At 35.6% G+C, this 26,594-nt stretch carries 32 protein-coding genes; 19 read left to right on the top strand and 13 right to left on the bottom strand.

Annotated features, from left to right (window positions below; genetic code table 11):
• Positions 1 to 106 precede the first annotated feature (106 nt).
• The 9 genes from IEV85_RS10975 to IEV85_RS10935 are packed head-to-tail and all read left to right on the top strand — an operon-like array spanning position 107 to position 6,980.
• Positions 107 to 865, top strand: coding sequence for an SPOR domain-containing protein (locus tag IEV85_RS10975; protein ID WP_188463215.1), 759 nt, complete (start codon positions 107 to 109; stop codon positions 863 to 865).
• A 12-nt stretch (positions 866 to 877) separates the two neighbouring features.
• On the top strand, positions 878 to 1,555 hold the full coding sequence (locus IEV85_RS10970; RefSeq protein WP_188463213.1) for a MotA/TolQ/ExbB proton channel family protein: 678 nt from the start codon (positions 878 to 880) through the stop codon (positions 1,553 to 1,555).
• 6 nt (positions 1,556 to 1,561) lie between these two features.
• On the top strand, positions 1,562 to 1,957 hold the full coding sequence (locus IEV85_RS10965; RefSeq protein ID WP_188463211.1) for an ExbD/TolR family protein: 396 nt from the start codon (positions 1,562 to 1,564) through the stop codon (positions 1,955 to 1,957).
• Positions 1,950 to 2,822 carry a hypothetical protein gene (locus IEV85_RS10960; RefSeq protein ID WP_188463209.1) on the top strand — a complete coding sequence of 291 codons (873 nt, stop codon included), beginning with the start codon at positions 1,950 to 1,952 and terminating at the stop codon, positions 2,820 to 2,822. Before IEV85_RS10965 ends, IEV85_RS10960 begins: the two co-directional genes overlap by 8 nt.
• A 1-nt stretch (position 2,823) precedes the next feature.
• Positions 2,824 to 4,125 (top strand): bifunctional folylpolyglutamate synthase/dihydrofolate synthase, encoded by a 1,302-nt coding sequence (locus IEV85_RS10955; RefSeq protein ID WP_188463207.1) that lies wholly within the window; start codon positions 2,824 to 2,826, stop codon positions 4,123 to 4,125.
• A gap of 2 nt (positions 4,126 to 4,127) precedes the next feature.
• Positions 4,128 to 4,793 (top strand): tRNA (guanosine(46)-N7)-methyltransferase TrmB, encoded by a 666-nt coding sequence (gene trmB, locus IEV85_RS10950; protein ID WP_188463205.1) that lies wholly within the window; start codon positions 4,128 to 4,130, stop codon positions 4,791 to 4,793.
• On the top strand, positions 4,781 to 5,440 hold the full coding sequence (locus IEV85_RS10945) for a phosphatase PAP2 family protein (RefSeq protein ID WP_188463203.1): 660 nt from the start codon (positions 4,781 to 4,783) through the stop codon (positions 5,438 to 5,440). Before trmB ends, IEV85_RS10945 begins: the two co-directional genes overlap by 13 nt.
• Positions 5,441 to 5,442: 2 nt before the next feature.
• On the top strand, positions 5,443 to 6,378 hold the full coding sequence (locus tag IEV85_RS10940; RefSeq protein WP_188463202.1) for a succinylglutamate desuccinylase/aspartoacylase family protein: 936 nt from the start codon (positions 5,443 to 5,445) through the stop codon (positions 6,376 to 6,378).
• Positions 6,375 to 6,980 carry a sugar transferase gene (locus IEV85_RS10935; RefSeq protein WP_188463200.1) on the top strand — a complete coding sequence of 202 codons (606 nt, stop codon included), beginning with the start codon at positions 6,375 to 6,377 and terminating at the stop codon, positions 6,978 to 6,980. Before IEV85_RS10940 ends, IEV85_RS10935 begins: the two co-directional genes overlap by 4 nt.
• A 20-nt stretch (positions 6,981 to 7,000) precedes the next feature.
• Here IEV85_RS10935 and IEV85_RS10930 read toward each other — a convergent pair whose 3' ends face one another.
• Together IEV85_RS10930 and pckA are read right to left on the bottom strand one after the other, a co-directional pair.
• Complete coding sequence (locus IEV85_RS10930) at positions 7,001 to 7,669, bottom strand: peptidoglycan DD-metalloendopeptidase family protein (RefSeq protein WP_229712567.1); 669 nt, start codon at positions 7,667 to 7,669, stop codon at positions 7,001 to 7,003.
• 101 nt (positions 7,670 to 7,770) lie between these two features.
• On the bottom strand, positions 7,771 to 9,393 hold the full coding sequence (pckA, locus tag IEV85_RS10925) for a phosphoenolpyruvate carboxykinase (ATP) (protein ID WP_188463198.1): 1,623 nt from the start codon (positions 9,391 to 9,393) through the stop codon (positions 7,771 to 7,773).
• A 222-nt stretch (positions 9,394 to 9,615) separates the two neighbouring features.
• Here pckA and IEV85_RS10920 point away from each other — a divergent pair, with 222 nt between their 5' ends.
• The 4 genes from IEV85_RS10920 to IEV85_RS10905 all read left to right on the top strand — a co-directional run bounded on the left by IEV85_RS10920 (position 9,616) and on the right by IEV85_RS10905 (position 12,827).
• Positions 9,616 to 11,118 carry a peptide MFS transporter gene (locus tag IEV85_RS10920; RefSeq protein WP_188463196.1) on the top strand — a complete coding sequence of 501 codons (1,503 nt, stop codon included), beginning with the start codon at positions 9,616 to 9,618 and terminating at the stop codon, positions 11,116 to 11,118.
• A gap of 222 nt (positions 11,119 to 11,340) precedes the next feature.
• Positions 11,341 to 11,883 carry a SiaB family protein kinase gene (locus IEV85_RS10915; RefSeq protein ID WP_188463194.1) on the top strand — a complete coding sequence of 181 codons (543 nt, stop codon included), beginning with the start codon at positions 11,341 to 11,343 and terminating at the stop codon, positions 11,881 to 11,883.
• A 14-nt stretch (positions 11,884 to 11,897) separates the two neighbouring features.
• A complete protein-coding gene (locus IEV85_RS10910; protein ID WP_188463192.1) occupies positions 11,898 to 12,278 on the top strand; it encodes a DUF1987 domain-containing protein in 381 nt (126 codons plus the stop codon).
• 3 nt (positions 12,279 to 12,281) lie between these two features.
• Positions 12,282 to 12,827, top strand: a complete 546-nt coding sequence (locus IEV85_RS10905) for a hypothetical protein (RefSeq protein WP_188463190.1) — start codon at positions 12,282 to 12,284, stop codon at positions 12,825 to 12,827.
• Position 12,828: 1 nt separating this feature from the next.
• On the opposite strand, the gene IEV85_RS10900 is transcribed toward IEV85_RS10905, so the two are convergent.
• The 8 genes from IEV85_RS10900 to IEV85_RS10865 form a co-directional block, all read right to left on the bottom strand.
• A complete protein-coding gene (locus IEV85_RS10900; RefSeq protein ID WP_188463188.1) occupies positions 12,829 to 13,089 on the bottom strand; it encodes a hypothetical protein in 261 nt (86 codons plus the stop codon).
• 67 nt (positions 13,090 to 13,156) lie between these two features.
• Complete coding sequence (locus IEV85_RS10895) at positions 13,157 to 13,405, bottom strand: hypothetical protein (protein ID WP_188463186.1); 249 nt, start codon at positions 13,403 to 13,405, stop codon at positions 13,157 to 13,159.
• Positions 13,406 to 13,416: 11 nt separating this feature from the next.
• A complete protein-coding gene (locus tag IEV85_RS10890) occupies positions 13,417 to 13,857 on the bottom strand; it encodes a hypothetical protein (RefSeq protein ID WP_188463184.1) in 441 nt (146 codons plus the stop codon).
• A 77-nt stretch (positions 13,858 to 13,934) separates the two neighbouring features.
• Positions 13,935 to 14,645: an SDR family NAD(P)-dependent oxidoreductase gene (locus tag IEV85_RS10885; protein WP_188463182.1), complete on the bottom strand. Its 711-nt coding sequence runs from the start codon at positions 14,643 to 14,645 to the stop codon at positions 13,935 to 13,937.
• A gap of 160 nt (positions 14,646 to 14,805) precedes the next feature.
• A complete protein-coding gene (gene folE, locus IEV85_RS10880) occupies positions 14,806 to 15,504 on the bottom strand; it encodes a GTP cyclohydrolase I FolE (RefSeq protein ID WP_188463180.1) in 699 nt (232 codons plus the stop codon).
• Complete coding sequence (locus tag IEV85_RS10875; protein ID WP_188463178.1) at positions 15,482 to 15,892, bottom strand: 6-pyruvoyl trahydropterin synthase family protein; 411 nt, start codon at positions 15,890 to 15,892, stop codon at positions 15,482 to 15,484. The genes folE and IEV85_RS10875 overlap by 23 nt, the downstream gene beginning before the upstream one ends.
• A gap of 302 nt (positions 15,893 to 16,194) precedes the next feature.
• Positions 16,195 to 16,755 carry an aminoacyl-tRNA hydrolase gene (gene pth, locus IEV85_RS10870; RefSeq protein WP_188463176.1) on the bottom strand — a complete coding sequence of 187 codons (561 nt, stop codon included), beginning with the start codon at positions 16,753 to 16,755 and terminating at the stop codon, positions 16,195 to 16,197.
• 82 nt (positions 16,756 to 16,837) lie between these two features.
• A complete protein-coding gene (locus IEV85_RS10865; RefSeq protein WP_188463174.1) occupies positions 16,838 to 17,503 on the bottom strand; it encodes a DUF502 domain-containing protein in 666 nt (221 codons plus the stop codon).
• Positions 17,504 to 17,773: 270 nt separating this feature from the next.
• On the opposite strand from IEV85_RS10865, the gene IEV85_RS10860 reads away from it, so the two are divergent.
• From IEV85_RS10860 to IEV85_RS10835, 6 genes are all read left to right on the top strand, one after another.
• Complete coding sequence (locus IEV85_RS10860) at positions 17,774 to 18,262, top strand: nucleoid-structuring protein H-NS (RefSeq protein WP_229712566.1); 489 nt, start codon at positions 17,774 to 17,776, stop codon at positions 18,260 to 18,262.
• 147 nt (positions 18,263 to 18,409) lie between these two features.
• Positions 18,410 to 19,000: a hypothetical protein gene (locus IEV85_RS10855; protein ID WP_229712565.1), complete on the top strand. Its 591-nt coding sequence runs from the start codon at positions 18,410 to 18,412 to the stop codon at positions 18,998 to 19,000.
• A complete protein-coding gene (locus IEV85_RS10850; RefSeq protein ID WP_188463171.1) occupies positions 18,997 to 19,824 on the top strand; it encodes a hypothetical protein in 828 nt (275 codons plus the stop codon). Before IEV85_RS10855 ends, IEV85_RS10850 begins: the two co-directional genes overlap by 4 nt.
• Complete coding sequence (locus IEV85_RS10845) at positions 19,811 to 22,276, top strand: leucine-rich repeat domain-containing protein (RefSeq protein ID WP_188463169.1); 2,466 nt, start codon at positions 19,811 to 19,813, stop codon at positions 22,274 to 22,276. Before IEV85_RS10850 ends, IEV85_RS10845 begins: the two co-directional genes overlap by 14 nt.
• Before the next feature lie 157 nt (positions 22,277 to 22,433).
• Positions 22,434 to 22,943: a pyridoxamine 5'-phosphate oxidase family protein gene (locus IEV85_RS10840; protein ID WP_188463167.1), complete on the top strand. Its 510-nt coding sequence runs from the start codon at positions 22,434 to 22,436 to the stop codon at positions 22,941 to 22,943.
• A 39-nt stretch (positions 22,944 to 22,982) separates the two neighbouring features.
• Positions 22,983 to 23,696, top strand: a complete 714-nt coding sequence (locus IEV85_RS10835; RefSeq protein WP_188463165.1) for a TVP38/TMEM64 family protein — start codon at positions 22,983 to 22,985, stop codon at positions 23,694 to 23,696.
• 15 nt (positions 23,697 to 23,711) lie between these two features.
• On the opposite strand, the gene IEV85_RS10830 is transcribed toward IEV85_RS10835, so the two are convergent.
• The 3 genes from IEV85_RS10830 to floA form a co-directional block, all read right to left on the bottom strand.
• Positions 23,712 to 24,554 carry a metallophosphoesterase gene (locus tag IEV85_RS10830; RefSeq protein WP_188463163.1) on the bottom strand — a complete coding sequence of 281 codons (843 nt, stop codon included), beginning with the start codon at positions 24,552 to 24,554 and terminating at the stop codon, positions 23,712 to 23,714.
• Between the two features lie 57 nt (positions 24,555 to 24,611).
• Entirely contained in the window at positions 24,612 to 25,289 is a 678-nt protein-coding gene (locus IEV85_RS10825) for a DUF481 domain-containing protein (protein WP_188463161.1), read from the bottom strand.
• A 384-nt stretch (positions 25,290 to 25,673) separates the two neighbouring features.
• Positions 25,674 to 26,561: a flotillin-like protein FloA gene (gene floA / locus IEV85_RS10820; RefSeq protein ID WP_188463159.1), complete on the bottom strand. Its 888-nt coding sequence runs from the start codon at positions 26,559 to 26,561 to the stop codon at positions 25,674 to 25,676.
• Positions 26,562 to 26,594 lie beyond the last annotated feature (33 nt).

Below are 26,594 nucleotides of genomic sequence, written 5' to 3'. Positions count from 1 at the left end.
AATGTTATCGCAGGATGCTAAAAGTTGAAATTTTTATAGATATCGTAATAGGAATTTATAATTATTTAATACTTTTAAACTGCTAATAACCTTAAAAAACCTAAGTATGGCGAAAAAGGACAAAAACGAAGACGAATACAAGGACGAAAACTTTGATAATTCTTACAACCAAAATGATGAAGATTTCGGTCTTCCTGATTTAGATGATGAGTCTACTTCTGAGCAAAATGAAACTTCTTATGAAGAGCCCCATGCTTCAGATGATACGGATTCCGAAAGGTTGTCGGATGTTGAGGAGCCTTCGGATTCACCTTACCTTGACGACACAACTGAACCTGAGCAAAGCCAAACATATGATGAAATCTATGAAGAAGATAACCATATGCCAGCTTATGAACCGCCCAAAAAGCAATCTGTTGCGCCAATCATTATTACGCTATCTATACTAGTTGTATTAGCTGCTGTATTAGTTTATTTCTTCTTTTTTAAGGAATCTGAGCCACCAAAGATGGCCAAGGAACCTGTAAAGGACACAACTACCTATGTGGTTGAAAAACCTGTAGAAGTGGAAGAGCCAGAAGTTGTTGAGCCTGAAGAACCAAAAATTGGAGTAGTAAATACACTATCTACAAGAACCGGGCGTTCTTACGTGGTAGTAGGGAGTTTCTTTGATGCTGATATGGCAGGAGATTACGCTGAAGATCTGGCTAACCAGGGGATGAATGCTTATATCATTCCTCCATTTGGTAAAAGTAAGTTCAACAGAGTGGCAATTGAAGAAACAGCATCTTTTTCTGATGCCAATGCAAGGGCTTCTGAACTTGCAGGACAGTTTAAAGAGCAACCCTGGCCGTTAAAATATTGAGATAAATAACATATGATATTATTGCAAGTAACTACTGCTGCTGATTCATTAGCAACAAATTCAGGTGAATCCAGTGTTAATTTATTTGATTTATTAGTACAAGGGGGATATGTCATGATCCCCCTTTTATTATTGTCAATTGCAGCTATCGCTATATTTGTTGAGCGATTAATGACAATAAAGAAAGCTTCTAAAACACCCACAGGATTGCTTAATCAAGTAAAGGCCTATGTAGTGGATGGTAAAATAAATGAAGCCAGAATGATTTGCAATCAGAATGAAACACCTATCGCCAGAATGCTGGAAAAAGGTATTTCCAGAATTGGCAGCCCTCTTAAGAACATAGAGGTATCTATAGAAAACGTAGGTAAAATTGAAATATACAGGCTGGAGAAGAACTTATCTCTTTTAGCCACTATTTCTGGTGCCGCGCCAATGATCGGATTTTTAGGAACTGTAACAGGTATGATACAGGCCTTTATTGCTATTGCTCAGGAAGAGGGTTCTGTTAGTCCTAAGTTACTTTCTGCGGGTATTTATGAGGCAATGATTACTACTGCTGTTGGTTTGTCGGTAGGGATTATTGCTTATTTGGGATATAATTATCTTGTAACTCAAGTGCAAAAGATCATTCATAAAATGGAGTATACTTCCGTTGAATTTATCGATTTACTACAGGAACCTAAATAAATAATTATGGCGCTGAAATCACGTAATCAAGTAGATCCTGCATTCAGCATGTCATCCATGACTGATATCATCTTTTTACTTTTGATATTTTTCATGCTTACTTCTTCCTTCATTACTCCTTCAGGTTTGCCGGTAAACCTTCCTTCCAGCAAATCGTCCAATATAGTAATGCAAAAAGTAAGTGTTACCATTACTAAAGATTTGCAGTATTTCGTTAATACCAATAAAACAGCATATGACGATCTTGAAATAGCTATTAGCAGGGAATTAAAAAATGCTGATGAAGGCGTGGTAGTTTTACATATTGATAAAAGTGTGCCTACCGAATACCTTGTAAATGTAGCAGGAATTGCTGCTAAGCTAAAAGCAAAAGTATCGATTGCAACAAAGCCAAATGAGTAATTTTGCCCAAATAGAGAGTAAAAACAATAAAATAGGTATAGCAGTATCTGTTGCTATTCATGTTATTTTGCTGTTATTGTTTTTATGGGTTACAGCATGGAAAGAACCTTATCCACCTGCCCCTGAGTTTGGGATAGAATTAAATATAGGAATGACACAGGAAGGCTCAGGTGATGAGCCTGTTGCAGAGCAACCTGAAGAAAATGTTCAGGAGAGTGAGGAAGAAACTGTTGAAGAGGTGCAGGATGAAGTAACTGATACTGAGCCTGCTGATAAAACGGTAGAAAGTACTTCTGAAACTGAATCAGTTAATGAAGTGGAAGAAGTGGCTGATCAGGAAGCTGTTACTAAAGAAGATGCTCCGGTTAAAGTGGAAGAAAAGAAAACTCCACCCAAAAAACAAACTGAATCAGCTCAGCAAAAGAAACCCGTAGAAGCTAAAAAAGAACCTGAAAAGCCAAAAACCAATCCTAATGCGCTCTTTCCCGGAAGCAGTACTTCTCAAGGTGATAAAGCCAATCAATCCGGTGATCAGGGTGTGGAAGATGGGAAAGTTGATTCAAAAAACTTAATGGGACCGCAAGGTGGTGGAAGTGGGAGTAGTCTTGATATGGCTGGTTGGGCATGGGATTCTCCTCCCAGACCTAATGATACTTCAGATCAAAATGGTAAAATAGTATTTCAAATTAGAGTAGATAGCAACGGAGAAGTTATTTCTGTACGCTTGCTAGAAACAACTGTTTCTCCGGAAGTTGTACAAGTTTATCAAAATGAGGTTTCACGACTTTCATTTAGCAGAACCTCAGGAGGTATTGCTCCCTCTCAATCTTCAGGAAAAATTACTTTTTTGATTCGCTCCAAATAATATGACTTACGAAGAAGCAGAAGCTTTTTTATTTGAGAGGCTCCCTATGTTTCAGAGAATTGGAGGGGCTGCTTATAAAAAGGATTTAACGAATACCCTGGCAATTCTGGATGAACTGGGTAATCCGCACCTGGCAGGTAAATTTATACATGTAGCAGGCACAAATGGTAAGGGTAGTACAAGTTCGATGTTGGCTTCTGTCTTGAAGGAAGCCGGTTATAAGGTAGGCTTGTATACCTCTCCTCATTTGAAGAGTTTCACGGAGAGAATCAGAATAAACGGAGAGGCTATCTCAACTGATAAAGTAGCGAAATATGTATCACGGTATCAGCAATTAGTGGATGATTTCCAGCCTTCTTTCTTTGAATTGACCACTGCTATGGCTTTTGATTATTTTGCAGAGCAAAAAGTAGATGTAGCTGTAATTGAAGTAGGCCTTGGGGGTAGGTTAGATTCAACTAACGTTATTACACCGGAATTAAGCATTATAACCCAGATAGGTCTTGATCATCAACAGTTTCTGGGAAATACGAAAGAAGAAATTGTAAAGGAAAAGGCAGGGATTATTAAAAATAACGTACCTGTGCTTACTTCTGTTCCTGAGCTTAACTTGAGAGACACCATTCAGTCTATTGCTCGAGCTCAAGAAGCTGATTTTGCTTATAGCAAGGATTTAGTAACTGTCAATTACTCTTCTGTCTCGACTCCTTACTGGATGTATGAGGTTAAAAGGGCAAGACAGCCGTCAAAGCTTTATGAGGTAGCTCTTGGGGGAATGTATCAGCAACAAAACCTTGAAACTGTTTTTGCTGCAATTCAATTATTGAATAGTTTTGGCTATAAAATAGAGGAAGAAGCCATAATTTGCGGCCTTAAAAATATCCATCAGAACAGTGGGTTAAAAGGAAGATGGCAAATTATACAAAACAGGAGCAAAGGTCTACCCAAAATAATAGCAGATACTGGGCACAATCATTCTGCTTTTGATCAACTATTGCCCATGCTTCAACAGGAAGAGTATCAAAACCTCCATATAATTTTTGGAGCTGTAAATGATAAAGAACCCACTTCAATATTGGAAAGGTTACCAAAAGATGCTACATATTATTTTACGCAGGCGCAAGTTCCGAGAGCAATGTCTTCCGTGGATTTATATGGGTTTGCTACTAAAATAGGTCTGAAGGGAAAATCTTTTGTTTCCGTAGAAGCCGCGTGGAATGAAGCTAATAAAAATGCTGTAGAAAATGACTTGATTTTCGTAGGAGGTTCTACCTTTGTAGTTGCGGAAATTCCGATTTTATAAGTATGAGTAGACAAAAATTAGTTCGCTTCAAAGAAATAGGCGAGCGGGAAAATATTATTGAAAAAGAAGACGATCGATTCCAGCATATCAAGGGGAATTGGGCTCAAACTGTTTTCAATAATGCAAACCCTGTTAATTTGGAATTGGCATGCGGGAGAGGTGAATACACAGTAGGGCTGGCCAGAGAAATCCCGGATCAGAATTTTATTGGAGTAGACATCAAAGGAGAGAGGCTATGGAAAGGAAGTACTCAGGCCATAGAAGAAGACCTGAAAAATGCTGCTTTTTTACGGAATTACATATTAGACCTGGAGTTATGCTTTGCTACAGGGGAGGTGAATGATATCTGGATTATCCATCCTGATCCAAGACCACGAGACCGGGATGAAAAGAGAAGGCTTACTCACCATAGATTTTTAGATATTTATAAGAACATTCAGGGTGGAATAGGAAAAGTTTACTTCAAAACTGATAATACTGACCTTTTCCGATGGACAATTAATGAAGTGCTTGAACAACGTAATGACATTTGTAATTTGCATTTCACAGAAGATTTACATAACTCGGAGTATGCAAATGAGCATTATGGAATTACCACCCGATACGAGAAGAAGTTCTCTTTAAAGGGTGAAAAAATTAAATATCTACGTTTCGAATGGAAAGTCTGAAAGAAAAATTACAAAGTCCCGCATTTACTATGTTTGTGCTCTACTTTGTAACAGCTTTATTTTTAGTGTTATTTCTTGATAAAGGCACCTTTCTATTGTGGTTGAATAAAAGGCATAATCCTTTCGGTAACTTTTTCTTTCAATATGTCACTCATTTTGGTGAGGGGTTAATCTACATTTTTATTGTTGTAATTTTTCTTTTTTACAGATATTATAATGCCCTGATTTTAGCATTTTCCGGTGTGCTTCAATATGGTATAGTGCAAATTGCTAAAGCCTACATTTTCAATACTCCCAGACCTTCATTATATTATGAAAGTGAAAAGTTATTGTATAATGTGGTGGAAGGAGTTAATTTGGAAGCCAAATTTAGCTTCCCAAGTGGTCATACTGCCACTGCTTTTACTTTAGCCACTCTTTTAATATGCTTTACAAGCAACAAGCTTTTACAAGTACTTTATATGCTTATTGCTATTTTAGTGGCTATTTCAAGAGTTTACCTTTTCCAACACTTTTTAGTGGACACCGTAGGTGGAGCTGTTGCCGGCTTACTGATTGGAGGAATAATCTGGTGGTATTTTAGCATCAAAAATCCACAACTTCTTTATAACAGAAAGGTGATGCAACAAGGGTTAATCGTGAAATAAGTATGGAAATTAATGGAGTAAAAGTTTTACCCGGTGAGGAAAAGAAAATTGATGTAAATATTGCTCGACTTCCTTCTCATTCGGCAATTGATATTTCCATTACGGTTTGTCGCGCGAAAGATCCTGGCCCTACATTGCTGTTGATGGGAGGTTTGCACGGGGACGAAATTAACGGATCAGAAATTGTTCGAAGAATTATCCAAAAGGACCTTCATATTCCAAAAGTAGGTACTATCATCTGTATTCCTATTATTAATGTGTACGGATTCATTCATTTTTCCCGTTATGTGCCAGACGGAAAAGATGTGAACAGATCATTTCCCGGAAATAAAAATGGCTCTTTAGCAGCTAGAATGGCCTACTATCTTACAAAAGATATCCTTCCCTTAATTGACTATGGTTTGGATTTTCATACAGGTGGAGCCGATAGAACTAATTATCCACAGATCAGATGTGTAATGAAAGATGAGAGGAATGTAGAACTGGCCAAAGCTTTTCACGCTCCATTTACATTAGATTCTAAATTTAGGCCCAAATCCTTAAGGCAGACAGCCAATAAAAGCGGAAAGAAGATATTGGTATATGAAGGAGGGGAATCTTCCAGGTTTGATGAATATGCGATAAAGGAAGGTATAAATGGAGCAATCAGGTTAATGCACCATTTAGGTATGACAGATGATTATGTGACACCGGATTATCAAAATCTTGTAATTAAAAATTCTTCCTGGGTGCGTGCCCGAAAATCAGGCATTTTTCTTTCTGAGGTAATAAGTGGGCAGCCCATTAAGAAAAATCAGGTTCTCGGTAGTATAAATGATCCTTTTGGAGGCTTTAAAAGTAAAGTTACAGCAACAGCTAATGGATATGTAATAGGTTTAAATCATAACCCTATTGTACATGAGGGTGATGCTTTAATGCATATAGGAGTAATAAAATGAGCTACAAAAAACTTATAAAACCCTTCTTTGACAGGTTGTTTGCTTTACTGGCATTGGTTATCTCAAGCCCCATTTTTTTAATTGTAGCACTTTTACTGGCTATTTTTCAGGATGGAAAAGTGTTCTTTAAACAAAAGAGACCTGGGAGAAACGAGAAAGTTTTCCTGCTTGTGAAGTTTAAAACCATGAGAGATGATGTAGACCAAAATGGTGAATTATTACCTGATGAACAACGGTTAACCTGGATAGGAAAGTTGGTGAGAAAAACTTCAATGGATGAAATCCCTCAGCTTCTTAATATTTTAAAAGGGGATATGTCCTTTGTTGGTCCACGGCCATTATTGTTGGAATATCTGCCTTTATACAATGAAACCCAAAAAAGACGCCATGAAGCTACACCAGGTATATCAGGGTGGGCTCAGGTTAACGGAAGAAACACCATTGGCTGGCAACAGAAGTTCGATCTGGATGTATGGTATGTTGAACATCAATCTTTTTGGCTGGATTTGAAAATTATTTTTCTTACAATCTTTAAAGTTTTTAAAGCTGAAGGAATAAGTAGCGAAGGTGTTGCCACTATGGAAAAATTTAAGGGTAATTAGGTATATAGATTATTTGCTTATTAGGTAATAAACACTTCAGGGTTTATGCAAATAGATTTATACTTTTCTAACTGAGAGGCACTGCAAACCCCTGGGAAATCACCTTTATTTCCAAGCATATCTTTCATCACCTGGAAATGTAAATGTGGTGGCCAGTCACCATTCTCCGGATAGGGGCCTATTTCGCAAAATTTATCTCCTTTTTCAATTAGCTGTCCTTCATGAAGATTGTTTAAGCTTTTCCTGCTTAAGTGGCCATATAGGGTGTAGATTACATTATTCCCTATCTGATGCTCTAAAATGATGGTGGGGCCATAATCACCAAAATTGTTGTTGTCTGCAAAACTGTGGACTTTTGCTGCCATCGGGCAGTATACAGAACTACCAGCTTTTGCCCATACGTCAATGCCTAAATGAAAATTTCTTGGTTCACCTTGTTGAAAGTGAGTGCTTCTTTTATAAATCTCCCTGTTTTCCAAATAACCACCCCATCCGAATTCTTTATTTCTTTCTGCTAAAAGATCAAAAACATGCTTATTAAAGATATCAGTATCCTTTAAATCAATAGCTAATAGTTTTTTATTATGAGCTGTAAAATCCATTAACAGACTATTTGAGTTATTTAAAGCCTTTCCCATTACCGGAAATGGATTTGATTTTCTAATATTTCTCTCTATTTCTTCATGCATATTTGCGTAAGTTAGAATATAATTGAAGCAAAAAAAAGACTGTTAAAAATCCGAAGATTCCCAACAGTCAATTTCAATTAAAACAACAAAACGATCTTTCGTTAGCCTCTTTTTAAGTTAGGCTTAGGAGCTCCTGCCATAATTTCTTCATTGGCAAACTCCTCAAACTTTTTAAAATTCTCATTAAACTCACCTGCTAATTTGTTAGCCATTTCATAATAGCCTTTATCATTTTTCCAGGTTTCTCTCGGGCTTAATACTTCGGAAGGAATTCCCGGACAGGTAGCGGGGATAGCGCATCCAAAAATGGAATGATTTCTATAACCTACTTCATCCAGTCCACCAGTCAAAGCGGCAGAAATCATAGCCCTAGTGTATTTAAGCTTCATTCTGGAACCCACTCCGTAAGGTCCGCCTGACCATCCGGTATTTACAAGCCATACATTTACTTTTTGCTCATCCATTTTTTTACCAAGCATTTCTGCATAGGTAGTAGGGTGAAGTGGTAAAAATGGAGCTCCGAAACAAGCAGAAAATACAGTTTGAGGCTCAGTGACGCCAGCTTCAGTTCCGGCCACCTTAGCTGTATAACCTGAAATAAAATGATACATTGCCTGCCCTTTATTTAGCTTGGAAATAGGAGGGAGCACACCGTAGGCATCACAAGTAAGGAAAAAGATATTTTTAGGCACACCACCAATAGAGGGTGAAACGGCATTGTTAATATGATCAATCGGGTAAGCTGTTCTTGTATTTTCAGTAACGCTTACATTTTTATAGTCAACCGTTCTTGTACCTGGTACAAATCGTGTATTTTCTACTATGGCTCCAAACTTGATGGCATCAAAAATCTGAGGTTCTTTCTCTTTGGTAAGGTCGATTGTTTTAGCATAGCATCCCCCTTCAAAGTTAAAAACACCCTGATCTGTCCAGCCGTGCTCATCATCCCCAATCAGGCCACGGTTCTCATCTGCTGAAAGGGTTGTTTTACCCGTTCCGGATAAGCCAAAGAAAATGGCAGTATCACCATCGCCTTTTTCACTCATGTTTGCTGAACAATGCATGGAAAGTACATTGTGTTCGGATGGTAAGGTGAAATTAAGAACAGAAAAAATTCCTTTTTTCATTTCTCCGGCATAGCCTGTTCCACCGATTAGAATTATGTTTTTGCTAAAATTAATGATTGCAAAGTTCTTCTGACGTGTACCATCCTTTTCCGGGTCGGCCTCAAATTCAGGAGCATTAATGATAGTAAATGAAGGTTCAAAATTTTCTAATTTGTACTTTTCAGGCCTTAAGAACATGTTGTAACAAAATAAATTATGCCATGCCTGTGTATTGACCACTCTTAGTTTTAATCTGTAGGTTTTATCTGCTCCTGCATAAGCGTCCCTCACATAAACTTTCTTATCTGATAAATAATCAAGCATTTTTTGGTGAAGTGCATCAAATTTTTCAGGGTCAAACGGAATATTTACATTTCCCCACCAGACTTTGTCGGCAGTTTTACCATCCTTCACAATAAATTTGTCTTTAGGAGATCTTCCTGTAAATTTACCTGTGTCGCACATTAAAGCACCTGTATCAGTAAGCACACCTTCTTTATTGGTTAAAGCATGTTCTACCAATTCGGCAGGAGTCAGGTTCCAATAAGCTTCACCTACATTTTGTAAGCCAATACTTTCCAGTCCGGCTTTAGAGGATTTTAGTCCGTATTCCTTCATTTTTTTTATTTTTTACAAGCTTGATACAATCGTTTGCAGGCAAAGTTAAAGAAATAATAGAGCTTAAAAAGCAATTTTATGAACAATTATTTAGTATTAGAAAGTGTATAACTTACACTATCTGACGTTTTTAGCGGTATTTTGATGAGCGATTTGGTTTAATGGGATGACGGTATTAGTTTTAGCAACTTGAAAATTAATTAATTCTAACTATTAGACTATATGAGTTCAGAAAAGACTTTCTTTGGCCACCCCCGAGGTCTAGCTACTTTATTTTTTACCGAAATGTGGGAACGTTTCAGCTATTATGGAATGCGGGCAATACTTGTCCTTTTCATGGTTGAGGCTATTGAAAATGGGGGGTTAGGTATCGATGATAAGCAAGCTACGGCTATATATGGGTTATATACCATGTTCGTATATTTATTAGCACTTCCAGGTGGATGGCTTGCAGATAGGTTTTTTGGATTACAAAAGTCTGTATGGTATGGGGGTATTATAATTGCCTTAGGCCATTTTAGTATGGCTATACCAATGACAGAGTTTTTCTTTATAGGTTTAGTATTGATTGTAATAGGAACAGGACTACTGAAGCCAAATATTTCCAGTATAGTGGGAGGCTTATATCCTGAGGATCAGCCTACCAGACGGGATGCAGGATTCTCCTTATTCTACATGGGTATTAATATAGGAGCATTTATTTCACCTCTTATAGTAGGAACATTAGGTGAAAACGTTAATTGGCATCTAGGTTTTGGAATTGCCGGTTTTGGTATGTTGATAGGCTTAATTCAATACAAAGCCACTCAAAAGTATTTAGGAGGTGTTGGAGCACAACCTGAAGGATACGATGCGGAGGATAAAAAGCAAATAAAATTCAGGTCACAGGTGAAGATAGGAATTACAATTTTTTTGCTGGCGCTTGTATTCTTAATTTTATTGACCACCTTAGGTTATGTAAACATCAACGCATATTATATTGCTAGTATCTCAAAATATATTTTAGCTACAGCATTAATACTATTCTTTGTGGCTATATTCTTATTAGGGAAATTGAACTCTGATGAGAAAAAGAAAATAGGAGCACTAGCCATTCTTTTAATCTTCTCTGCCATTTTTTGGTCCGGCTTTGAACAAGCAGGAAGTTCCTTAAATCTATTTGCTAGCAGGTATGCCGATCGATACATATTTGGCTATGAAATGGCTGCTAGTGTTTTACAAAGTGCCAACCCTATGTTCATCATTATTTTATCACCAGTTTTTGGATGGCTATGGGTAAAATTAGCTTCTAAGCATTTGAACCCTAACACACCCGTAAAATTTGCATTTGGACTTATACTTCTTGGGTTAGGGTTCGGAGTAATGGTTATTGCTTCGTTTATTGTGGTAGAGCATACAAAAGCTTCTTATGGGTGGTTGTTGCTAACATACATGTTACATACGGCTGGTGAATTATTCTTAAGTCCTGTGGGTTTGAGTGCTACTACAAAATTAGCTCCTAAAAGACTGGTTGGTCAAATGATGGGCGCGTGGTTTATGTCTGTTGCTTTTGGTAATCTTATTGCAGGGTTAGTAGCAGGTGAATTTAATGAGAAAGCTATTGAGCAAGATCCGTCACTGCTGCCAGATATTTTTAGTTACATTACACAATTTGCAATAGGGGCAGGAGTAATAGTATTGATACTCAGTCCTATTATTAGAAGGTTAACAGGCAACGTGAAATAATTATAGATTTTAAAATAAAGGAGCGGGTTTAATTTAATCAGCTCCTTTTAATGTGTATCACATTTATAGTCAGTGATTGAGTTCTTAATAAATACTCTTGAATAGATAATACTCCACTTATGTATAATTTTATCTCACTTTTCATTAAATTATTCTATTTTTTAAAAATAAATTGTAATTTGTGAACACTGATAAATACTTCTTGTATTTTTGTGATTGAGCATGATAAACACCATAGAACAGTATAAAGAACAAAAGGGTAAGGACAACTTGCTGTTAGCCTATAAAGGAATCATAACAGAAAGCCTTACTACTAATTTATTGTCTCTGGCTGAGAATAAACTGGCTATGGTTGAGTATAATTCCCGATTGAAGAAAAAAGTGTTTCATATATTGGTAGAAGTTTTACAAAACATTTACCATAACTACAGTGATTTAAAACATGCACCTGAAGAATTTCACGATATTATGGTAATGATCATTAAATCGGATAATTCTTACGATATAGTGGCAGGTAATTATTTACCTAAAAAGTACACTGTAAGTCTTCAGAATAGAATTGAATCTGTTAATGCTATGGATTCTGAGAGTTTAAGAATGACTTACAGGAATAGACTTGATGAAGGTGTGTTTTCTGATAAGGGCAGAGCAGGTTTGGGTATTATGGACATGGTGCGTAAATCCGGACAGGCTTTAGAGTACGATTTTCTTTCTATAGATAAAGATTTTTCTTTCTTTAGCATCAAAGTGAAGATAAAAAATTAATTAAAGACAATATTATGGAGGCTTATTACCTAGAGGCGACCCCAAAGACACCAAAACTTGATTTTAATCCTGAAGCCAACAACTTTGTTATCTCAGGAAGATCAATTCCGGAGAATTCTATCGAGTTTTATAAGCCATTGCTCGATTGGTTGGAGAAATATATTAATAATCCTAAAAAATCCATTAATTTTGAAGTGAAGCTTGAATATTTTAATACAAGTTCCTCAAAGTGTCTGGTGGAAATTTTCAGAAAATTTGAAAAAATTCATCAGGCAGGTCATGAACTAACTATTGAGTGGTATTATGATGAGGAAGATGAAGATATGCAAGAATCAGGAGAGGACTTTAAAGATATTATCAAAGTTCCTTTTCGAATGATTCAAAATAAAGGATAATATATGGCAAAAGCTGTAGTACAGTCAGATGTTTTTCAGGCAGAAATTGATTTTCTTCATGAAGTAAGAGCTCTTGCGGAAGATCAAACTATTCCTGAAGCAAAGGTTAAGGAAAACTATAAAGCCCTTTGTAATAAATATGAAAGACTGATTGGCGAAGCGAAACTTTTAACTTCTGTGAGTGACAGGCTCCATTCGAAATTAAATGAGGCCAATGAAAAACTGAAAAAACAGTTTGATGAAATTAACAAAATTAATGACGATCTTAAAGTAAATAATCAGCTTCTTCAGGATACTATTGATCAATTGGTAAAAGCAAAAGTCGGCAGAAAGGCATCTTCTATTGTACTTTTAATTGCAATTATTTTATTCATTATTTCAGAAGGGTTACTTGAGCCCTTGGTTGAACAGGAATTTGGAAATGATCAAATAGGATTTATTTTTAAATTAGGTATAGCTATTCTTCTAAAACCTATTGATGTAATCGTAGAAAGGTATATGATGAGAAAAGCGCTTAAGTCTAATTCCAGCAGAGTAATTAACCATTAAATTATCTGTCAAAATCAGGGTGGGGAGGGTTATTATTTAGCTGCTCATCCATTGATTTAATTTGTTCTTCCAGCTTCATCACGTAGTCAATAGATTTTGAAATCATTTCGTGCTGGGCATCTATTTGATTTTTCAAATAGCTTATCTCATCGTTTAAATTATTGATCTTTTGCTCATATTCTTTTTTTAACTTTTCTTTTTCCGCCTTAGCTCTCCTAATGTGCTCTTTATAAAAATAATATGATTCCGGTATTTTGTTCATAGAAAAAAAACTTGTGTAGGAAGAATAGAAGAAGGTATACTAACTTCTATTTTAATTATGTAATAGGTTAGTGAATACTTTGAAAATTGCTCGAATCTACTCTTTTTTTCAAATTTTTTAATGATTTACCCAGTTTATTTGCATAATCTACTGCCATATTGAGCATATCTTGCTGTGCATCCAGTTTCTCTTTTAAAAAAGAAACCTCTTCCTTTAAGGAGCTTATTTGAAATTCGTAATTCGCCTTTAAGGATTTAATTTCATTTTGAGCCCTTTCAAGTTCTAACCTAAAACCTTCTTCTTTCTTATCTACCATTTTAGTTGTTTTTAACTATCTATTGCTTCTTGCAAGCTGTCTTTGTATTGGATATCCATTTCATTAAACTTTAATCCGGGGTTTTCTTCCTTTATTTTTTCTCTACCAATTTTCACGCTTTGTTTAAATACTTTATTATCAGGTAGAATTTTTCTATGAACTTTCAAACCGTGATCATACATTTCTTCTTTCCAATGTGTAAAGTACCATTCCATAGAAGGCTGATGGAATACTGTTAATTCGCGCTTATCAAATATCAGCTTCTCAATATTTTTTTCTTTCACCAACTCTCCAATCGAATTAAATATTTTTTTAAACTCTTCAATCGGTATATAGGAACTTGTAGCCTCCACTATTGCTATAGGCTTGCCTTCCACTAAGGAAACTCTTACATGCTTCTGCTCTTCAAGCATAAGGATTGTTTCTTTTATTTGGTCTTCGATATTGCTCATGATAGTTCTTGTTATAAAAAAATGACTGTTTTTAAAAGATTGATTTAATATAAAAATGTAGTAATTGTTTATTACCGCTATATATTTCTAACCTTTTCCATCCCTCCATCTACACCTAATACCTGACCAGTAATCCAGCTATTCTCAGGATTAAGCAAGAAGGCTGCTGCATTTGAAATGTCTTCAGGTTTACCGTACCTACCAATTGGATGCCTTTTATTGGATGCGTCCTTCTTTTCTTCTGATGACAATAAATTGTTGGCAAGTGGCGTAGCTGTTAAACTGGGAGCCACCACATTCACTCTGATTTTACTGGGAGCTAACTCAGCAGCCATGCTTAAACCAATCGCCTGAAGGGCCCCTTTAGCGGATGCAATTGAGGCATGAAATGAAAGGCCTGTATTAACTGCTACTGTACTAAATAGTACAATACTGGAACCTTTAGCAGCTTTTAAATTTTTTAAAACCTTTTGAACTACCTTCACTGCCCCCAGAGCGTTTATTTTAAAGTCGCTCAGGAAATCTTCTTCCTTAAGTCTCTGGAAAGGCTTCAAATTTATTGTTCCGGGACAATAAACCAATCCATGGATTTCTTCCGGAAGACTATCCAATTCCCCATCAAAATCAGTTACATCCAATTCGATGTAATTGAAATCTCCTGACAATTCCGGTTTTTTTCTTGAGGCTAGATATAAATTCGCTTCTTTAGTTTGTAGGTCTTTGGCAAGACTTAACCCAATACCAGAACTTGCTCCAATGATTAATATGTTTTTATTTTTAAATGACATAGTAAATTCAAATTAATTAGAATAGGAACAGCACAACCAATTGATTGTTTTGGAAAATCGCGTAAAAACTTCTTTATATTATATTGGCCTATAGCTGATATTTTGTTAAACAAAAAAGAGGCCGTAAAGCCTCTTTTATAATTCGTTATTATTTTATATCTTATTTAGGTGAGGGGCTATTTATGTAATCTAAAAATTCCCTTCTGGTGGATTCATCATTAAACTTACCACCAAAGTAGGAGGTCCCTGTTCTACTGTTTGTATCACCTACACCTCTGGAGGACACACACATGTGTGAAGCGTCCATCACAACCGCAACACTTTCAGTTTCAAGTACTCTTTTGAGCTCTTCTGCAATTTGCATAGTAAGCCGCTCCTGTACTTGGGGTCTTTTAGAAAAATACTGAACAATTCTATTTATTTTTGACAGACCTATTACCTTTCCACTAGAGAAGTAGGCAACGTGAGCTTTTCCATAAATAGGAACAAAATGGTGTTCGCAATGCGAGTAGAATGTAACATCTTTTTCTACTAACATCTGATCGTATTTGTACTTATTCTCGAATAACTTAGGCTTAGGTTTATTAGTTGGGTTTAAGCCACTAAATACTTCTTTAACATACATTTTAGCCACCCTGGCAGGAGTACCTTTAAGACTATCATCCGTTAAATCCATACCTAAAATATGCATAATCTCCTTGAAATGCTTGGCAATTAACTCCATTTTCAATTCGTCATCCATCTCAAATGCATCTGCTCTTAAAGGAGTTTCTGCACTGGATCCTGCGTGGTCATCTCCCATATCATCAAAGGATTGAAAGTTTTCCAAATCTTCTTTATTCTGTGGGGTATTCAACATAATTTCTTTCAGTTTCGTAAAGTTTAATTTTAACATCCAATGATGTTTCAATCTTCTCCCTCAATAATTGATAAATAACGACAGCAATATTCTCTGCAGTAGGATTTAAGTTTTCGAATTCCTCAGTATCAAGATTTAAGTTCTTATGATCAAACTTATCAATAATATTTGATTTGATGATGTCACTCAAAACCTTCATATCTACTACATAACCAGTTTCAGGGCTTATTTCACCAGTAACTTTTACCTCAAGTTCATAGTTGTGACCATGAAAATTGGGGTTGTTACATTTACCGAACACTTGTTCATTTTTTTCATCAGTCCAATTGGAATTGTGTAATCTATGGGCGGCATTAAAATGTTCTCTTCTGAAAACAGATACTCTCATGTATATCTTTTATTTGAAAGATTAAATATACGCAACTAACTTGGATGGATAAATTATGTTTAAAAAAATTACAAATTAGATTAGACAAACAGGAATTGCCAACAATTTATAGAAGAAAGTCTATTAATTCCCTTATTCTAACTTATTCACTCTGGCAATTAAATTAGCCAGCTTTTCTGTTTTAACAATCATTTTTTTTACAGCTTTCATAATGCTCCACTGAAATAATACAAATACCATTAGCAATAATATAGTTCATTTAGGCAAGCATAAAATTATTTTGAGATTACATCATGTAGCATTCAATCATTAAACTGGCTCATCGTCATATTTACACCTATGGTGGTAAATGCTAGAATCATTTCGCAGGCTTTATCCATAGCAAAGGGAAGCTCTTCAAACTCTTGCTGAGTAAATGGACTCAATACATAATCTACCTGCCGGCCTTTAGGAAAATTGTCTCCCACTCCGAACTTCAAGCGGGCGTAGTCCTGACCCCCGGTCATTTTCTCAATATCCTTCAAACCATTATGACCAGCCGCTGAGCCTTTTGCCCGCATTCTGAGTTTAGCAAAAGGAAGTGCTATGTCATCTGTAATAACAAGAATATTCTCTTTAGGAATTTTAAGCTCTTGCATCCAATAATTGACAGCCTTGCCAGATAAATTCATATAAGTTGTCGGCTTTATTAAATGAATCAGTCTGCCTTTATATTTAAATTCGGACTTCATGGCTAGTTTTAAAGTCTCAAATTTCACGTCCTGACTATCTGCTAATCGGTCTAAAGTGAGAAAACCTATATTATGTCTTGTTATTTCATATTCAGGACCTATGTTTCCAAGGCCAACTATGAGGTACTTCATTCTTATTGTATTGAATTTCTTAAAAAGAGTAGGTGTAAATATACTACAATTGATTAGTATCTCTTTCTTTCAATTTGTATTCCTAATGAATGTCATCCATTTTTCTTTCCTTAGCAGTGAATAAAAATGAAGATCCTGTTCCCATTCCTACAATGGTTCTCATGGCTTGTTCCGGCTCAATATCCAAAAATTTAAGCTGATCGGCAGGCACATGATAGATGTTCCCATTCATAGGATTAGGTGCGGTAGGTACAAATACTGTATAAATATTCTCAGAAACAGGCTCAGTTATAAATCCTGTTAAGAGTACGCCAGTATTGTAGGCGTCCACTAAAACAACCTGGCTAAAAGGCATTTTCTTTAAGCCTGAAAATTGCGCAACGGTTTCTTTTATAGTGGAATAGAGAGGGATCTGTCGCAAATACCTTTCCTCAAAACCTTTAAATGAATTTTGGCCTCTTTTATCTCGCATGATTAAGCCAATGATGAAGATAATTGTCAGCAGAATTAACAGTGCCAGTAAATTGATAAACCAAGTATGGGAATCAGCATTTTTATCTAGTACAGCGCTGATAGGAGAAATAATATTAAAAACGAATTTAAATATCAGTGAAAGTAGAAATAGAATAATTATGGTAGGGAGGATCAGCAATAAACCATTCAAAAGTGTTTTTATAAAGAATGATTTTGTCCAGAACTTATCTGAAGCTACTTTTTCACGATTTTGTAAAGAGGTATTTTTTTTCATTGATGAATTACTAATTGTTCTTTTGCTTATTATTTCTTAACAGCTATCAATACGTAAAAATATTGCGAAATACTGTGATTTTTGTACAATAAAATATTTTTTATTTGAATAGCATTATGTTGAGGGAGGTAGAATAGTAGAATCACTCTTGATTTTTGCTTAAAAACCCACGAATAACTACTTTTTATCGTTCAGCGTTTCTATTTATAAGATAAGTATAACATTTTAATTAAAATACGTTAAAGTGAACATACCAAATAAAACAGTACTATGAATAGAATAAAATCATTTTTCAATCTTGCTGCAATGGCGCTTATTTTAAGCGCAGGGCTTTTTGCATGTAAAGGAAGTAAAAAAGCTGCTGATGCTTCCAAAGACTCAGATCAGGACAAACCTGTTGTAGTAATAAAAGATGATCAGCCGGAAATTACAGAACCGGTAGAACGTGACACAAACACCAGGGAAGATGCTAAAATGCGTCTTGATAATTATTTTAATTCTATAGCCAATGCATCTGGTAATGCAACTGCAGCCAATAGAAATATTAATGAGGCTAAAGCACTCTTTGCTTCAGGAGATGTTCCCGTATTTATTGTAATTCATCAATCCACTGACGGGACAAAAGATTACGATGAGCCAACTACTATAAAGGATTATTTAAACTATTTGAAAGATACAGGTAAAAATCTCAACAACATAGCAGCTGTTAAAACTAACAGCAGTGGTAAAATAACTGAGTTGGAGCTTATCCGAAAATAATCCTTATCATCTAAAGATATAAATTATGAAATAGCCTTAAAGCGAAAGAATACCAAGCGAACATAAATTTTATTAAAATATGAGAGTCGTTAGGTATATTTTAGCTGAGCTATTCCATGTGGTAACTAAAACATAAATTAAAAGCACATGAAATCAATAATCATTAAAAATTTAAGTAAAATAAGTTTTGTAGCATCATTATTATGTGTTGCTGCAAGTGCATTTGCGCAGGATAATATCTCGCCTCAGAGAAAACAGGCAATCGATTCACTGGCTTTGGAAAAAGTGCGTGATTTAAGTAAATATATCAGCATTATAGGCGATAAAGAAACTGCCTACTCAGAAGCCACCAGAGTAATGGAAAGAGCAGGAGAGTTGTTTGCACCAGATAGTGAAATGGGTGTTTCGTCTTTGACCACAGAAGAAATTACCTATTATAAAGTACAGGAATATTTTCAGCGCTTAATGGCTCTTAACTATGATAAAGTAAAAATTGATTGGTATGATATCCATTACATAAGTGATCTTGAAAAACAGCCTGATGGAAAATATGTGGGCGTTGTAACCGTTTACCAAAGATTTGAAGGTACTTCAGAGGATGGCTTAAGTTATAAGGATACTACAAAGAAAGATATCACTATTTATGTTGAAAAGAAAAAGACTCAAATTGCCGGAAGAACTATTGAGTTTTGGGATGTAATGTTAGGTGATATTAGGGTTACGGAAACTTCCGCATGATACATAGATTATTTATTACATTTCTGATTTTAATACCTTCTTTGCTTCCTGCGCAAATAACGCAGGAAGCAACTGGTATTGATGAAAGTGAACTTTATGCTTCCACCAAGCAGGTTAACCAGTTCTTCAGAAGATTCAATGGTGAAGAAGATCAAAAAGGAAATCGCTATTACGAGAATGACAAATCTTATCGTGATGTTGAGCTTAGAAAGAATTATCTCACCATTTTATTTAACACAGAGAATAATAGGATCTCTAAAGACTTAAAAAAGCAATTCATTAATGATGTAACAAGCAGGCAAAACCCTAAGTACCTAAATTTCCACAAGGAAGGTTGGTTTGCAGAAGTTAATGCTGTTTTCAGTCGAGGTGGAAAGGATGAGAACATTTTGCTTTTCTTTAAAATTCAGCCTCAGGGTCAAGGCTATGAGTGGGTATTGGAAAAGGCGAGTGTTGAGGCTTATAAATCATCTTTTAACAAGGACAGTTCTTCAAACAAATCATTTATACACCCTATGAGTCATGAGCTTGACTTTATGAACCTGAATAAAGCGTTTAGAAATAGCAAGGGAGTAGATTTTACAGCAAGAAATTTTAAGCCTGACTACTTATCTATATTTCTGTATGAGTTATCCAACAAGAAAATCTCTTTTAAGACAGTTCGTGATCTCAAATTTCATTTTTTTCAATGTGCAGGGTGGTATTTTCAAATATCAGAATACAACAGATCAGGATATAACCGTGGTTGGCTTATCTCTGACTTGACACCAATTAAAGAGGAACAAATTCCTGCACTTAAAGCGCTTATTTATGATCAGCAATAAATTTTTTACTACTGGCTTCTTTATTATCGTACTTAGTTGCTTTTCCTTCATTGGCCATGCCCAGCAGTTGGGAGATTATACGAAATCACAAGTACAAAACTATCAATCAAAAGCAGAGGATCAGGTGCGTTTTCTTGCCTATTTGCTTAATACTTTAGGTAATGAAAACAGCAGTCCTCGTGATAAAGATGTAATAATCAGGGAGAGCTACAAGAAGATTTTTAAGGACAGCAAAGTTCAGGTAGAGGATGATCTTACCAGCGATAGAAAAGTTCTGGTCAATAAAGATATTACGGCTTACCTGAAAGATATCGACTTCTTTTATAAAAATGTAAAGTTTGATTTTGATGTACAGGAGGTAGAGCCATTTTTACGTCCTGACGGAGGTCTCTCTTTTAAAGTTACTCTTAACAGAACATTGAAAGGAACCGATCTGGAAGGAGAACCTGTGCTAAATACCAAAAAGCGTTATATAGAAATTAATTTGGATGAGGCCACTGACGGACTTCAGATTGCAAGTATTTATACAACCAAAGTAAGTAGGGAAGAGGCACTTAAAGAATGGTGGAAAAATTTATCGTTAGGATGGAAAAGTGTGTTCAGAGAAAAGCTAGCTATTTCTTCTGACAGTGTCGATATTAATACTCTTTACAAAATAGCAGCTATTGATTCCCTCAACCTTGCGGGTAATAATTTCATTGTGACACTTGACCCTATTAGCATGCTGGTTGATTTAAAGAAGATTGACCTCAGTAATACTAAAATACAAGATATTTCGTCACTTAGTAGCCTTACAGAAATACAAGAGCTTAACCTTTCCAATACAGCTATTGAAGAGATTAGCTATTTGCGCTATGCTGAAAAATTAAGGTTTTTGGATTTGTCTTTTACGCAGGTTAAGTCCTTGGATGACCTGTTGAATTTAAAGAAACTGGAGAGATTATATCTCCGCGGCACGGATATTACAGATTTCAGTATGTTAAGCAACTTTACTGACTTAAAAGAAGTGGATCTTAGTGAAACTTACTTTAATAAGCTTGATGTACTTGTTCACTTATCAAAGCTTCAGACGCTGAATTTGGGCCGAAGCAATGTTAAAGAGTTGAATGTAGCTATAAGTCCTCAAACACTTGAGAATCTGGATTTAACCTTTGCGCCAGTTGCTGATATCTCAGCTTTAAAAGGTAATAAGGCTTTAAAAACACTCAATATTAGTAATACACAGGTAATGAGCCTGGAGCCTTTGAGTGAATTGAAAAATCTGGAAAAGATTTATGCGGATAATACATTTATCAGTCAACAAAAAGCCACGGATTTTACCGATGCCAATCCACAAGTTTTAGTTATTATTAATTCGGAAGAGCTTTCAGCCTGGTGGGCATCTTTAAGTCCCCAGTGGAAATCTGCTTTTTCTAAATACATCAATGAAACCTCAGGAAAAATTCCGGCTAAAGAACAATTAACCAAATTACTATTGGTAGACAGCCTTAAACTAAATAATACAGGGCTTACAGAGCTTTTTCCTTTAAAGAAGTTTTCGAGATTAAGGTATTTATCTATTTCCGATAATGATATTATCAGCCTAGAGCCTTTGAGAACACTTAATAGCCTCATAGAATTGAATGCGGAAAATATTGATATTGCCGGAATAGATCCACTTTTAAGCCTTAAGAAGTTAAGCAAGCTTAACCTTTCGCGAAATCAATTGTCAAATGAGCTTTTGATGAAACTAACCCGATTGAAAAGCCTTACGCTCCTGAATGTTGATGGCACGCAAGCTGATAAAGATTTTGTGAGAGAGTTTTTAGCTCAGATTGATAATAACTGCATTGTAATTTATGATTCAGAAGGACTGAAAAGTTGGTGGAACGGATTAAGCTCTGAATGGCAACAGATTATGCAATTACAATTAACCGTGAGCAATCCGCCCACCGTTCAGGAACTACACGAATTAACTGCGATCAAAAATATTGTTATTATTGATGAAGGAATTGAAAATCTTACGCCATTTGAACAATTCGTGCAACTGGAATCTCTTCACCTGGAAAGAGTGGCTTTAACAGATGTATCCAATATAGAAAGGGTTGGTGAATTAAAACGGCTTACTATTAAAGAAACCCCCATAGAAGATGTAGAGCCTATTGCGAGATTGAAAAACCTTGAAGAACTTGTCTTGAATTATTCTGCAGTAGATGATTTGAGGCCGCTGGAAGATTTAAAGTACCTGGAAAGATTAAGTGTAGCGGGTACAAAAATCAGAAATTTAAAAGGGGTAGAAAATTTATATAGTCTGCGATATTTGGATGTTTCAAGTTCAATGGTTCGTAAGCTAAAAAGGCTGAGCGAACTGGATAATTTGGAGCAAGTACGCTGCTACAATACAAGAATTAGTGAAAGAAGGGTAGAGGGTTTTAAAGAGGAGAATCCGGATTGTGTTGTGCGATATTATTAAATAATTTCTTCTCTCAAAGAAACAATTCTGTTGTAGTGTTCAGAATACCTAAATTCTTCTGCGCATAACAGGAACTTGCCAGATTGCTTTCCGTGAAAGTATATAGATATTTTTTAATCGGATTTAAAGAACATAAATCTATTATACTTTTTAATATATGGAAGATCAAAATTTAAGTGGAAAAGAAGCCATTAATAAACTGAAGGCTATTGTAAAAGATGTGAACATAGCTATGATGTGTACCTTCGGGCAGCATGGTCATATAGAAAGCAGGCCTATGGGAACCGCTGGTGTGGATGATGATGGTACTATCTGGTTCTTTACCAATGATAACTCTGATAAAATTAAACAGATTGAAAGCGAACATGGACTTTGCTTAAGCTATAGTAAACCCTCTGATAACACTTATGCCAGCATTAATGGAAAAGCTTTAGTAGTGGATGATAAGCAAAAAGAGAAAGAACTCTGGAATGACCTTCTGAAAGCCTGGTTCCCTAAGGGCCTTGATGATCCTGACATGACACTTATTAAGGTTACTCCTCATCAGGCGGAATACTGGGACAGCAATGATAGCAAAATGGTGGTGTTTTTCAAGATAGCTAAAGCTGCCATTACTGGTAAACAGTACTCAACTGATAAAGATGCCCATGGAAATATTAAGTTTTAATATGTAAGAAGGATTGGATTTCCGTTTTAAACTACATTTATGTCATTAGCAGAAGAGCAAGCTTCAACTAAAAAAAGTAAACTTCCTTTAATAATTTCTATAACAATTATAGTAGGCTTGATTTTAACCTACTTTTTTGTACCTGAAGTAAAAGAAGGACTTAACAATGCATGGGATGTTTTAACGAGTCAGGATGAGGAGAGAACTAAGCAATGGGTAAACCAGTTTGGGTTTTGGGGACCAATCATTATTGTGGTTGCTATGATTGCTCAGATGTTTTTAATAATCATTCCATCACCATTTTTAATGGTGGCAACTATTTTAGCTTATGGTCCATATTGGGGCTCACTTATTATCTTTGTAGCAATATTTAGTGCTTCCAGTGTGGGGTATGCAATTGGAGCCTTACTAGGAACCTCTGCTGTTAAGAAAATACTGGGAGATAAATCCGAAAGGAAGATAGAGCGATTTATAGATAACTATGGCTTTTGGGCAGTAATAGTTACCCGTCTCTCACCTTTTTTATCTAATGATGCAATAAGTTTTGTGGGCGGAATATTAAGAATGGGTTATTGGAGATTTATAGGGGCTACTTTACTGGGTATTGCTCCTTTAACTATATTGATAGCTTTTCTTGGAGAAAACAACGATAGATTACAGAATGGTTTAATTTGGGGATCTGTTGTTAGTATTGTACTTTTCATAGCATATGTTTGGTGGGATAAGAAAAATAATAAACAGAAGGAAGCCTAAGTTGTTTTTATCTCTCTAAATACTTTTTTCTAAATTAAAAATAGTTATTTCCGGTCTTACATTAAATCTTATCTGCCACTTATGGCCCAGTGCCCGATTAATGTACAACATTCTGCCGTCATCTAATTCTATTTTTCCTGCAGAGTATCTTTTATTTTTTACTGGTAATATGGGTGGCGGAAGAAATGGTGGTTTAATTTGTCCACCATGTGTATGGCCAGAAAGAATCCAACCTGTATAACCATTCCACACAGGAAGATCGCAAACATCTGGGTTATGGCATAAAACTATATTTGCTTTGTTTGGATTGTAATCTCTCATTACCTTTTCAGGATGAAAATTTGTGGCCCATACATCATCAAATCCAATAATGTTTAAACCTGATACATCTGTTTCTTCATTTCTTAAAAGAGTGATTCCGGCACCTTCTAAAAGGTTAAATGTTTTTTCTGCTACTATATTTTCTTTCCAATTTATACCATAATCATGGTTTCCTAAAATGCCAACTGTTCCTAATTTACCTTTAACTGCGAAGTTGAGTACCTCCTGTAGCTGGTCAAACTGCTTGGGCGACTCATAGCTGATATAGTCACCAGTATACACCACTATGTCCGGTTGAAAGTTTTGTGCTTTTTTAAAAGATTCTATGATGAAATGATAGTCAAAATAGTCACCTACATGAATATCACTTATTTGCATAAGTGTTTTTCCCTCAAGGTGGGAGGGAAGGTTCTTTATAGGCATTTTAACATGTGTGAACTCTAACCAAAATGGTTCAATTTGCCATGCATATACTCCTGAAACAGCGCCTATAGAGCTTAATATAGCAGTGGTCTTTAAAAACCTTCTTCTGTTCATTTTTCAAAATAATAAACTGGTAACTTATAGGGAATTATTTTCTGAGATTAGGATTTTTTATATATCTAAAGAAATACCGGTTTTAAAGGTATAAATTAATTTAGTAATTGGTACTATAGGCTCATCTTCATAGCTAATGTCAAAGCTATTTTTCCATGATAGCGATTGAGTTAGCTTGGAGTTGAGTATTATGGAACTACTTAGCCTATTCCTAAATAAATCAACTTCCTTATCGTAGCCGGTTTGGTAGTACCCAATCATGTTAAAATCTATCAATTCATTGAAAGTATGTCTTATGGAGAGATAGTTAGTGCTTTTAATGAAGTTTGCTTCTACTTCCCGCTCAGAGACTGGAACTCGCCATTTCTCGTACTCATGCATTATACCTGTGCTTATAACTACGGAGGTCTTTTCTCCTTCAAATAGTCTTATCCTAACATCAGCACCTGTAAGCCAACGAGGGTTTAGCCCCCTAAAATCATCGTATGAATACTGAAAGAAAATTTCATAGCTAAGCACCCTCTTTCTTAGAAAATTAACTCTTGTATGTAAATATCCATAATTGACCACATTAGCATCATTTAATTTTACATAGTCAAACTGTCCTAAAAGAGTGTAAGCATGTTGATTTGGGTAATAAAGTGAATTGAAATTCAAGCTATATCCCAAATAGTTAGCAGGGTTATCTGCTTCAGCGCTTCTATTATACGCAGTTAATTCTGCAGATAATTTCATTTTAAAGTCTGTGATTGTATCTCTTTTCAGTCTTAACCTTTCAATGTTTAAGATTTGGGCTTTAGTTGTATTTAAGGATAGAAGGGATAAAAGAATAGTTAACACAAGCGGACAACATGCTGTAGATGTATAGATTTTTTTTAGATTATAATTAAAGCGGTTCTTAGTAATTTTTTTATTCATAAAGAGTAGTTGCATTTATCACTTCCAGTTTATCTGCTAATAAACAGATGATTTTCCTGATCGTTTTATGTAGGATAAATATACTACTTTTGCAACGAAGTATTATTGACTCTGTTGCAGGTATAAATATATACTATGCTAAATTTAAAGAAAGTAGAATATAATTAGTAAAAAACACCGTGCTTGTAGATAATAGAAGAATCAATAAAACCGTCCGGATTTAAAGGCTCCAGATAAAGCAATAGGTATTTCAGATTCAGCACGTATAAAGCTGGCTTTAGCTTTCTGAATTCTGGCCATCATTTCCTGTTCAGATGCAACTGCCATAGCACGCTTCTCTTCTGCTTTCGCTTTAGCAATACTCAAATCGGCAGTAGCCTGATCTATCTGCAAAGTGGCTCCAATGTTTATTCCTATGTCTATATCTGCTATATCAATTGATAATATTTCAAATGCTGTTCCTGAGTCCAATCCATCAGCCAGCACTTTTTTGGAAATATTTTCAGGGTTTTCCAACACTTCGTAATAACTCTTTGCGGTTCCTATGCAGGAGATAATTCCTTGTCCCACTCGTGCTTTAATCGTTTCTTCTCCGGCGCCACCCACTAATCTTTGCAAATTGGTTCTAACAGTAACTCTGGCAATGGCTATTAGTTGAATACCATCTAAAGAGACACCCATAATTGCTGGAACAATAATCATATAAGGAGTTACAGAAACCTGAACTGCCTGTAATACATCTCGGCCGGCCAGATCAATGGCAGTAGCTTGCTGAAAGCTCAGTTTTAGATTTGCTTTATCAGCAACTATCAGTGCTTTAATAACATTTTGTAGGTTACCATTAGCAAGGTAGTGCGTTTCCATTTGGCTTGTACTGATGGAAGGAAGCCCAGCTTTTGTAGCAATAATCATAGAACGGGCAATTAATCCCGGTGGTACTTTTCTGAAACGCATAAATACCAGATCCATTAGGTTTATTTTTACACCGGAAAAGATTGCAGTGATCCAAAGATTAATGGGAAATATTACAAATAGTATCCAAAGCACCACTACAATGGCTACTATGAATATGATGGTGGTTAAAGCCATTGTTTAAAGCAGTATATATGACCAGCGAATGTA

This window comes from Marivirga lumbricoides, from assembly GCF_014636295.1.
In the GTDB taxonomy this organism is placed as follows: Bacteria; Bacteroidota; Bacteroidia; order Cytophagales; family Cyclobacteriaceae; genus Marivirga; species Marivirga lumbricoides.
This window is presented reverse-complemented; position numbering and strand designations above follow the sequence as displayed.